Here is a 9,321-nt window from a genome sequence, read left to right as displayed (position 1 = left end):
CTCGTCGACCAGCTCCGGAGGAAACGCCCGCGTCAGCACTCCCAACGCGATCCGATCCGAGAACCGATCAACCCCCGACGACTTCAACTGACCCGCCCTTGGCATACCCCACCCAACGACCAGAACCCACCAAAGTCACCGGTATTGCGCCTAGGCGGAGTGCACTTGACTATCCAGCGCATCCCCGGATGGCTCATCGCCACAGCCACAACAGGAGGTGGAGCCCTCGCGGCGTGGTGGGCACACAAGTAGCGGCCGGCGGTCACCGCTCAGAACGGCGGGTTCCTCGCCCCGAAGTCCTCGCGCGTCTTGGCCTTGTGGCGACGAGATCCCGCCCGGTGCACCGGCCATTGACCGACTCCAGCGGGCGCGTGCGGAGGCATGAGCGGCTGAGCGAGTCTTTGCCGAACGGTTCATGGAGCTGGACCGAACGGACGGGCGGGCGTAGCTGAGCGTCACGACCGCCGAGCGTTCCACAAACGATGGTTAGTGGAACGGTCGAGCCGGACACCTGATCGGGACTCAGATCCGTTCCAAAAGTCGTTCCAGAACATGCCTCAAACCCCTTGGGTTTCGGAACGAGTTTTGGAACGATCGGGGCATGGCGACGAAGACCGCCACCGGCCACCTGATCGGCTACGCCCGAGTCTCCACCGACGACCAGGACGCACAGCTCCAGCACGACGCGCTGACCGAAGCCGGCTGCTCCCGGATCTTCACCGACAAGGCCAGCGGCAAGAACACCGACCGGCCCGAGCTTGCCGCCGTTCTGGACTACCTCCGCCCCGGTGACACCCTGGTCGTCTGGAAGCTCGACCGCTTCGCCCGCTCGCTCATCGACCTTGTGACCACCGTGGACGCCCTCACAGCGCGCGGAATCGGCTTCAAGATTCTGACCGGCGCACTGGCCAGCATCGACCCGAACACGCCGGACGGACGGCTCATGCTCCAGGTGGTCGGTGCCATGGCCGAGTTTGAGCGGAGCCTGATTCAGGACCGGACCCGCGCCGGACTGGAAGCCGCCAAGGCCCAGGGGCGCACCGGCGGACGACCGAAGGCCATGACACCGGACATGCTCGCCGCCGCACAGCGCCGCAAGGCCGCCGGAGAGTCCTACGGCGAGATTGCCAAGGCTCTGGGGGTCGGCAAGGGCACCGTGCACCGGGCGTTGACCGCCGAGTAGGCGCAGCAGGACCGAGGGACCACCTACGCGAAGCCGGTAGGTGGTCCCTTCGTCGTTCCGGGACGCTTGGGACGCTTTCGGGGGGTGGTTGCCTGAACCTGCTCCATACGCGTGTTGGGGAAGGTTGGTGCAATGGCCTCTCAAAGTGTCCGAAGCGTCCCGGCTGGAGTCCTCCCGCTGTCTAGCTGGGCTGGCCGAAGATGTCCGCTGCCAGGGTGCGCACGCCGACCACCCCGCGCTTACCGGCCCGCTTGCTGACCTCCGCACCGAACTGGCGGGCCACGGCCTTCGACCACGCTTGCGGCTGCCCCGGCAGCTTCGGGTGCACCCGTTCGCCTCTCTGCTTGATCTCGCTGCTGGGCACGAAACCGCCCGGGTCGGGCTCGAAGTTGGCTACCACCCAGTCCGCGAACGGGTCGGACTCCTCGCGGTACTCATCCGTTGCCCTGGTGACCCGCTCAGGCTCGTTCAGGCCGTGCCTATGCCACTCAACAACACCCCGGACCACCCACGCCGCGATGCCCTCTGCTTCGGCCAGCAGGCGGCCCTTGAGCCCCTTGTCCTCCCTCCCGATGAACGACTCATCCCACGGCACGCAGCGGAACCGGCGCCAGATGCCTTCGTCGGTGCCCGGATGGTCGGCTTGTCGTTGCCGGACATGATGAGCAGCGCCGTGGGGGTGAAGTCGTAGGCCGGCTTGTACTTCTGGTTCGCGGTGAGCAGGTCGGCAGCGGTGAACAGCTTCACGAACGCTTCGTCCAGACGGGCCGCTGTCATCTCGCTGGACAGCACCACCCGGGCCCCGTGGAGCTTGGCCACCAGCGACCCGTTGCGGCCGTTGCGCTGCTTCTCCCAGAATTCGGCCTCCTGAGCCGTGGTCACGGCTGCGAAGACCTTGCCCAGCGTCTCCGTGAACACCCCCTTGCCGTTGCGGCCTGACCCGTAGAAGAACGCCAGGCACTCCTCACGCGTCGAGCCGGGCACGGCATAGCCGGCCAGCCGCTGAAGGAACGAGTGCATCTCCGGATCGTTCGGTTGGGAGCTCTCCAGGAACCCCAGCCAGGAAGGACACTCGGCTTCCGGCCGATAGTCCAGTTCCACGAGTCGTGTGATCAGATCAGCAGGGTCATGGGGGCACAGCATGCCACTGCGTAGGTCCACGGTGCCGTTGCGGAAGGTCAGCGCATACGGGTCGGCGTCCAGGTCGGCCACGCTGCGCCGGATGGCGGGCATGGCCTGCATCTCCAGCAGCGCCGCCGAGATGTGCCGAGAAGTGCGCAGTGCCTTTGCCGCGTCGATCAGCGCATCGCTGCCCGTGCTGGCCGCCTCCTGCAACAGCTCGCCGGACACGTCGTGCACCATGCGGCGCGCCACCGCGTCACGAGTTGAGTCGTTCGCCCAGCGCCGCCCGTTTCACGCGTACCACCCTGGCCCTTCCACGTAGATCAGCTCCCCGCGCACCCGGCCAGCGATGAACTCCGCACGGTCCACGTCCGTGCCATCCCGCAGGGTCAGAAGACGCACAGTCTCCGTCGCTGTCGTCACTGTCCACCCTCCCGGTTCGCCGTCCAGGCAGCTAGGTACGCGCTGTTGCGCCCCTTCTTGCTGCTTTCCTCGATCTCTTCCGCAGACGTCCCGGGTCGAAGCGCTGTCCTCGGCCACTCGCCGGAAGATCTCCCGGAGCACGTCCGCCCGGGACGGCATCCCCTCGGCGGCCGGGGCGGTGTCCGGCACCAGCATCCGGTCACGGGTGACCGAGTAACCCCACGGCGCCCGCCCGGCGACCCACAGCCCCGAATCGCGCTGCTCTTCCTTGGTGTCCCGGACCCGGCGGGAAGGTTCTCGCTGTACTCCCGTGCTTCCTCGGCCCGGTTGATGATCCAGCGCCGATCGCGCGGTTCGTTGGAGTCGAGCCCGTCCATGTCGAAGATGACCTGGGCCTTCCCGATCACCTTCAACAGGTCCTCGGCGCCCTTGCGGCTGAACCGGTCCACCGCGTAGGCCCACAGCGCCGGTACGTCCCCGCCCGCCAGCGCCTTCAGCGCCCGGTCGAAGTCGGCCCGCTCAACGTCCTTGTAGCCGCTCGCGATGTCCTTCCAGACCTTGCGGACGGCGTACCCCTCGCGGTGCGCGCGGCGGTGCCCCTGCTCCTTCTGGGCGTCCGTGCTCAGCTCCTGCCGGTGGCCCCGAACGAGCTTCGACTTCCGGCAGTAGAGATCGATGCTCTGTGCCTCAGGCTGGCCGCACAGAACGCATATGTAGGTGTCGCTGCCTTCCAAGGTGGTGCTCCCGCTGACCGTTTCCGCTGGTCACAGCATGGTATGCATGTGTCCACGCCTCCTCGGCGAGTAGGACACGGATGGTCACGGTCAGCCCTTTCGGCCGGCGCGGAGCGGCAGTTCGGCGTTGATACGGAAGCCCCCGGTCGGGCGCGGTCCGGCGGTGAGGGTGCCGCCTGCGGCTCTGGCCCGTTCGTGCATCCCGATCATTCCGTGTCCGGTGCCGGTGCCGTGGGCTTCGTCGGTGGTCGTGGTGGCGGGTCCGCTGCTGCTTCCCCGGGTGCCGGGGCCGTCGTCTTCGACGGCGATCCGCAGGGCGTCGGTGCGGTAGTCCAACTGGACCCGCGCCGGTACGAGGCCGACGTGCTTGCGGGTGTTGGTCAGGGCTTCCTGGATGATCCGGTACGCCGTCAGGTCGGTGATCGGCAGCAACTCGTCCGGTTGCCCGGTGCGTTCGAGTGTGATCTCCAGGCCGGAGTGGCGGAAGGAGTCCAGCAGAGGCTCAAGATCGGCGAGGCCGGGCGCTGGTTCGCGAGGTGCGGCCGGGGCGTCGCTGTACCGGAGCAGTCCTACCGTGGCGCGCAGCTCGTCCAGTGCCGCCCGGCTGGTGTCCCGGATGCGTTCGAGGGCTTGGTAGGCGTGGTCGGGGTCGGTGCGCATCAGGTGGTGGGCGACGCCTGCCTGGGCGTTGACCAGGGTGATGTGGTGGGCGACGATGTCGTGCAACTCCCGGGCGATGCGCAGGCGTTCTTCGGTGACGCGGCGGCGGGCCTCGTCCTCTCTGGTGCGCTCGGCCCGTTCGGCTCGCTCCAGGGCGGAGGTGAGCAGTTTGCGGTGGCTGCGGACGGCGTCGCCACTGGCCACGGCCAGGCCCAACCCGGCGATCTGGGCCAGGTATTGCCAGACGTCTTCCAGGCTGGGACGGGAGATCAGCGACGCGCCGACGAGTGCCACGGTGGCGCACGCGGCGATGCGCCAGGCCGTACGTCGGTCGGTGCGCATCGCCACCGTGTGGAGCGCGACCGCGATGGGGGCGGCCGTCGGTCCGGCGAACGCGAGGACGAGGATCTGGGCGATGTTCACGGCCAGAGTCGCCGCGACCACCTGGATCGGCCAGCGCCTGCGGGCGACCAGCGGTACGCAGGCGACCGCCAGGCCGCTGAGGTACCAGGCGACCGAGGCGCGGTGGACGTAGGCGACGGCTACCGCCACGGGGGTGGACAAGATGAAGCAGCCGACCGCGACGACCAAGTCGCCCCTCCACGGCTGGGCCCGCAGCCACTGCGTGAGCCGGTTGATCATCTGCACTCCTCTACCGTACGCAGTCCGGCCGGACCGGCTGATGACGCCGATCCGGCCCCGCAGTGTTCGCGGGGTCGTCGGACGAGCCTGTGGATCGCCGTCGACGGATTCGACGCGCGCCGCCGCCGCGGCACCGTCAGATCCCCGATTCCAGCGCACAGGCCGTCCGGCGACGGTCGTCAGTTCGCTACCACGGCCTGGTCTTCGTGCGCCAGCAGCTCCTGCAGCCGTGTCTTCTCGGCCTGCAGGCCCTGGAAGAGACCGGTCCGCTGTTCGTCAGGGAGCGAGCCGATCTCGTGTTTCGTCAGACGCGACGCATCGCACCAGGCGAGGAGGTCGGGGTCCGCGGACCAGCGCAGGAGCAGGTCATCGGCGTGCACCATGCCGCGCAGCCAGTCCAGGGTGGTGCCGGGGTGGGGCGAGGCGACGCACAGCTCGTTCTTCTCGGTGTCGTCGCCGTATGCCGCCTCGACGTGGGCGGCGAGCGCGGCGCTGAACACCTGCTGGCACGGGACGATCGCCTGAAGTGTGATGCGGGAACCACTGAACATCGGCACCGCCGGCCGCGCCTCGAGGCCATCCGCGGTGCAGTCGATGTAGAGGGTTCCGGGACGGGCGGAGACGGTCGCCCCGTCGAGTTCCACGGTGTCGGCGCCGATCCGCTTGACCCTGCCGTGGCGGACGATGCCGGGGATCCGCCGGAGCTGTTCGAGTTCGGAGCGGGTGACGGTCGCGCAGCGAAACGCCGTCGGCGTGACGTCCGAGGACAGCCGCAGCAGGAGGCCGCCGGCGTCCAGCCGCTGAAAGAGCTCCTCGACCGTGTGGGACCCGAGGACCGCTCCAACGCGGGCCTTGAGCAACTCGGCGTTGATCGCGGCGAACTCCGGTCCGGGCTGGATCTGCGCACGGTCGAGCAGCCATGCGTCGCGCGGCATGATCCAGGTGATGCCGGACGGGTCGACGTCATGCTGCAGCAGCCAGAGGCACGCGTCGATGCCGGTCTTTCCCGCTCCCACCACGGTGTAGTGCGACGACGGATGATCCTGCGCCGGCAGTTGGTTGGGAGTGATCAGCCGGACTCCGGAATCCACCTCGTACTTCGGCGGGCACATCGCGGGAACCGTGACGTTCATGTAGGTGGCGTCCACGGTTCGCCGGCGCACGTGGATGTCGAACTCGCGGCCGGTGACGACGGAGTGACACCGCTGGACATCCGGTCGCGCCGGATCCGCGCCATCGTGACTGGACATGGGGAAGTACGAGACGCGACCGGTGGGCAGGAGGGTTTTGCGCATCACCTGGTCGAAATAGGTCAGGATCTCATCGGCCGACGCCAGCTCGTGCAACCCCGCGTTCCAGCCGTGCCGGTCCACTTCGCCTGTTCCCAGTTCACGAGAATTGACGCCGTAGAACGACGAAGGCTGATGCAGGCGCACGAACGGGTAGGCGACCGTCCAGTGGCCACCGGGTCGACCGTAGCGATCGACGATGGCCACGGTCGCGTCCGTCTCGGTCACCAGAGTGTCGGCGAAGGCCATGCCCATGGCTCCGGCCCCGATGATCAGGTAGTCGACCTCTATGGATTCCCGCTCTGACAACGTATTTCCTCTCTCTGTGGTGGTGTGGAATTCGCCATCGCGCTGGCAGAACGACGCCTTCGTCGCCGCTCACCAGTGCGTTGTGTCTCCGCTGGATGCTCGTGCACGCGCGGCAGGACAGCGGCCCCGTCTCGTCAGGACTCGCGCCCGAAGGCGGCTCGCACGGCTTCGCGGTGCGCTGCGGGGTCCACGGCTGCTCCAGGCTTCGACAGATGGTGCTCGTTTCGCCGCTCGCGGCACTGTCCACCGTGCCGTCTCGCCCCGAGGCTGTCGTCGTGCGCCTGCAGACTCTTGACCTACCGCGCGCGCAGTACGAGGTGTGCAGCGCCTACCGCAGGGGCAGACGCCGTCCGAATGCCTGAAGGGTTCCTGAAGTCCCATGCACGCGCTGATCTGGGCGTGCAGGCGTGGCCTGTCCCCCTTTCGGGTAATTCCCAGCGCATTCCGCGGCCCGGGTATCTCGGCGGCCGGATGATCCTCCTGGGGGTCGTGTCCTGCGGCCCGAGGAAGGATGGTGCGCACACCGATGAGCACGACGCGACGAGTGGTGCTGAGCGCGGCTTTGGCTGCGCCGTTGCTGGCCCAGTTCACGGGGACGGCGTCCGGCGCCACCGCGGACGGCAAGTGGGGCACGGTCTCCGACGGCTGGGTCGAGGTCCGCTGGACCGCGCAGGCCCAGGCGCAGCTGGACCGATTCGAGGCCGTGGTCGAGGCGGTGGCTCCGGCCCAGCTGGTCAGGGACTCCGGTGGTTCGGCGGTGCGGTTCCCCGTGCGGTCGGGCACCGGCGATGCGTCGCTGACGAACCTCCCCAAGGCCCAGGGGGACGGTGTCCTCGACGGCGGGGTCGCGGTGCGCACGTCGAGCGGCACCTTCCAACTGGTCAACTTGGAGAGTGTTCTGCAGGACGGGGTGGCGTCTGGGAAGTGTGTGGTCAACGGCGTCGACGTCGGGCACCACGCGGTGGTCCGTTGCGGTCTGGCCGAGGGTCTGCTGACCGCCGACACCGTGCCGGTGGGCCTGCCGCTGAAGGTTCAGCTCAGCGAGGTGCCGCTGCGCGCCACCCCCGAACTGTTGGAGGTGTACACGGCCACCTTCGGCACGCCCGCGTTCACCGCTGACACGGTGTTGGCGTACGTGACCGCTCAGGGCGTGTACACCCCGCCGAAGCCGTGAGGTGACGTCCGGCCGGCCCCGGGCTCAGGAGATCGGGGCCGACCGCACCGGGCGGGCAGGGGCGGGAAGGTCGCCGCCGAAGCGGCGCCGGCGGCCGGCGTACGCCGTGACGGCCTCCTGCAACTGTGCCAGGCCGAAGTCGGGCCAGGGCGTCGGATCGAAGACCAGTTCGGCGTAGGCGAGGTGCCAGGGCAGGAAGTTGCTGATCCGCTGCTCGCCGGAGGTGCGGATCAGCAGATCGACGTCGGGTAGACCGGGTACGTACAGGTTCCGGGCCAGGTCGGCGGGGCCGATGTCCTCGGGCCGGATCGTCCCCGCGACCGCCTCGGCGGCCAGCGCGCGGGCGGCGGCGGCCAGTTCGTCCCGTCCACCGTAGTCGACGCACAGGGTCAGCGACAGCACGTCGTTGTTCGACGTCAGGCTCTCCACCAGCGCCAGGGCGGAGGCGAGCGAGGGCTCGATGCGGTCGCGTCGCCCGCACCAGCGCACCTGCACGCCGAGTTCGTGCAGCCACGTCGCGCCTTGGGCGATCCCGTCGGCCAGGGTGTCGAACAGGGCGGCCAGTTCCTCCTGGGAACGGTCCCAGTTCTCGGTGGAGAACGCGTAGATGCTCAGGTGCCGCACCCCCAGCCGCAGGGCGGCGTTGACCAGGCGCATCGCGGCCCGCTCGCCCGCGTGATGGCCCTGGGCGGTCGGCAGGCCCCGCAGCGCGGCCCACCGCCGATTGCCGTCCATGATCACCGCGACATGGCCCGGCACCGCAGCCACGTCCGGCCGGGCCGGGCGGCGGCGCGCCGCACCGGCCGCCGTCAGCGGCTCGACACCGTCGACGAAGACCCGAGCCTGCTGGAGCGTGACCTCGTCGAACTGCAACTGCGCCCCCAGCAGCAGGCCGTACAGGAACGGCTGGTACTCGGGACCCACCGTCGCCGTCACCGGCACCGCCTGCTCCAGCAGGCCGCGCCAGCGGCCGAGCTGGACTCCCACCAACTCCTCCAGCGCCTCCCGCCGCACGCCACGTTGCAGGTCGTCGACCTCCAGTCCCAGCCCGCGCATATCCTCGCGCGGCAGGTAGCAGCGGCCTGCGGCGAGGTCGACCGGCAGATCCTCGAAGATGTCCACCAGCTGGCACACCTCGCCCAGCACCGAGAACAGCGACGACACCTCCGGTCCCCTCGCGCCCAGCAGCGGAGTCCACAGCTCGGCAACCGCCCCCGAGGCTCCCCGCAGATAGCGCCGCTGGTCCGCGAACGTCTCGAACATCGGCGGGCGGACACAGTCGGCCCAGATGGCATCGAGGAACTCCTCGACCATCCCGCGGTCCAGATCCCACTGCCACACCGTGTCCACGAACGCCCGCCGCAACGGGTGCTCGCTGTGCCCGGAGCGGAGCTCTTCCAGGGTGTCGCGGCGCCAACGGGTGGTCCGCTTCTCGCGGTCGGCCTGTGCTCCCTCGTCGGCGAGGCGGTCGGTCCGTGCCATGAAGGCGTGTACGGCGTGGAAGTGGGGGCGGATCGCGGTGGGCACCAGCTCGGTCGCCGTCCACATCGGTGCCAGGAACTGCCTGGTCTCGGCCGCGCACAGCTCGTAGGACCCACGCAGTTCGGGCGAACCGTTGAACGCCGCCTGGTTCCTCAACACTTCTGGACCTCACCTTCGAGCGCGCTGCCGGGACGAGACCCGCAGTCCCTGCAGCGCGGCGGGCGTCGACACCTCCTCGCCAACTCACGACGGGGGTCTCTGCCATCACTAACGACCGGCCGGCCGACTGGTGCCGATCTCGGT

At 69.1% G+C, this 9,321-nt stretch carries 7 protein-coding genes and 1 pseudogene; 2 read left to right on the top strand and 6 right to left on the bottom strand.

Annotation, left to right across the window (positions count from 1 at the left end; genetic code table 11):
- Nucleotides 1-601: 601 nt before the first annotated feature.
- Complete coding sequence (locus P3T41_RS34325) at nt 602-1,183, top strand: recombinase family protein (RefSeq protein ID WP_280694557.1); 582 nt, start codon at nt 602-604, stop codon at nt 1,181-1,183.
- A gap of 181 nt (nt 1,184-1,364) precedes the next feature.
- On the opposite strand, the gene P3T41_RS34320 is transcribed toward P3T41_RS34325, so the two are convergent.
- The 5 genes and pseudogenes from P3T41_RS34320 to P3T41_RS34300 form a co-directional block, all read right to left on the bottom strand.
- Complete coding sequence (locus P3T41_RS34320) at nt 1,365-1,583, bottom strand: hypothetical protein (protein ID WP_280694556.1); 219 nt, start codon at nt 1,581-1,583, stop codon at nt 1,365-1,367.
- Between the two features lie 68 nt (nt 1,584-1,651).
- Nucleotides 1,652-2,584, bottom strand: a pseudogene (locus P3T41_RS34315) (phage/plasmid primase, P4 family); the annotation flags it as partial.
- Between the two features lie 140 nt (nt 2,585-2,724).
- Nucleotides 2,725-3,462 (bottom strand): recombinase family protein, encoded by a 738-nt coding sequence (locus tag P3T41_RS34310; RefSeq protein ID WP_280694555.1) that lies wholly within the window; start codon nt 3,460-3,462, stop codon nt 2,725-2,727.
- Nucleotides 3,463-3,552: 90 nt separating this feature from the next.
- The gene (locus tag P3T41_RS34305) at nt 3,553-4,764 is read right to left on the bottom strand and encodes a histidine kinase (protein WP_280694554.1); all 1,212 of its coding nucleotides are present in this window, start codon (nt 4,762-4,764) and stop codon (nt 3,553-3,555) included.
- Between the two features lie 179 nt (nt 4,765-4,943).
- Nucleotides 4,944-6,362, bottom strand: a complete 1,419-nt coding sequence (locus P3T41_RS34300; RefSeq protein ID WP_280694553.1) for an NAD(P)/FAD-dependent oxidoreductase — start codon at nt 6,360-6,362, stop codon at nt 4,944-4,946.
- Nucleotides 6,363-6,888: 526 nt separating this feature from the next.
- On the opposite strand from P3T41_RS34300, the gene P3T41_RS34295 reads away from it, so the two are divergent.
- Nucleotides 6,889-7,536: a hypothetical protein gene (locus P3T41_RS34295; RefSeq protein ID WP_280694552.1), complete on the top strand. Its 648-nt coding sequence runs from the start codon at nt 6,889-6,891 to the stop codon at nt 7,534-7,536.
- Between the two features lie 24 nt (nt 7,537-7,560).
- Here P3T41_RS34295 and uppS read toward each other — a convergent pair whose 3' ends face one another.
- On the bottom strand, nt 7,561-9,177 hold the full coding sequence (uppS, locus tag P3T41_RS34290; RefSeq protein ID WP_280694551.1) for a polyprenyl diphosphate synthase: 1,617 nt from the start codon (nt 9,175-9,177) through the stop codon (nt 7,561-7,563).
- Nucleotides 9,178-9,321: the final 144 nt, after the last annotated feature.

It is taken from the genome of Kitasatospora sp. GAS204B, assembly GCF_029892155.1.
Classification (GTDB): Bacteria; Actinomycetota; Actinomycetes; order Streptomycetales; family Streptomycetaceae; genus Kitasatospora.
Note: the sequence above shows the minus strand (reverse complement) of the source record. Positions and strands in the feature narration are given on the sequence as shown.

Bases quoted from the DNA above. Each gene is read 5' to 3' on its own strand.
- P3T41_RS34325 (WP_280694557.1), top strand. From the start codon at position 602: ATGGCGACGAAGACCGCCACCGGCCACCTGATCGGCTACGCCCGAGTC.
- P3T41_RS34305 (WP_280694554.1), bottom strand. From the start codon at position 4,764: ATGATCAACCGGCTCACGCAGTGGCTGCGGGCCCAGCCGTGGAGGGGC.
- P3T41_RS34295 (WP_280694552.1), top strand. From the start codon at position 6,889: ATGAGCACGACGCGACGAGTGGTGCTGAGCGCGGCTTTGGCTGCGCCG.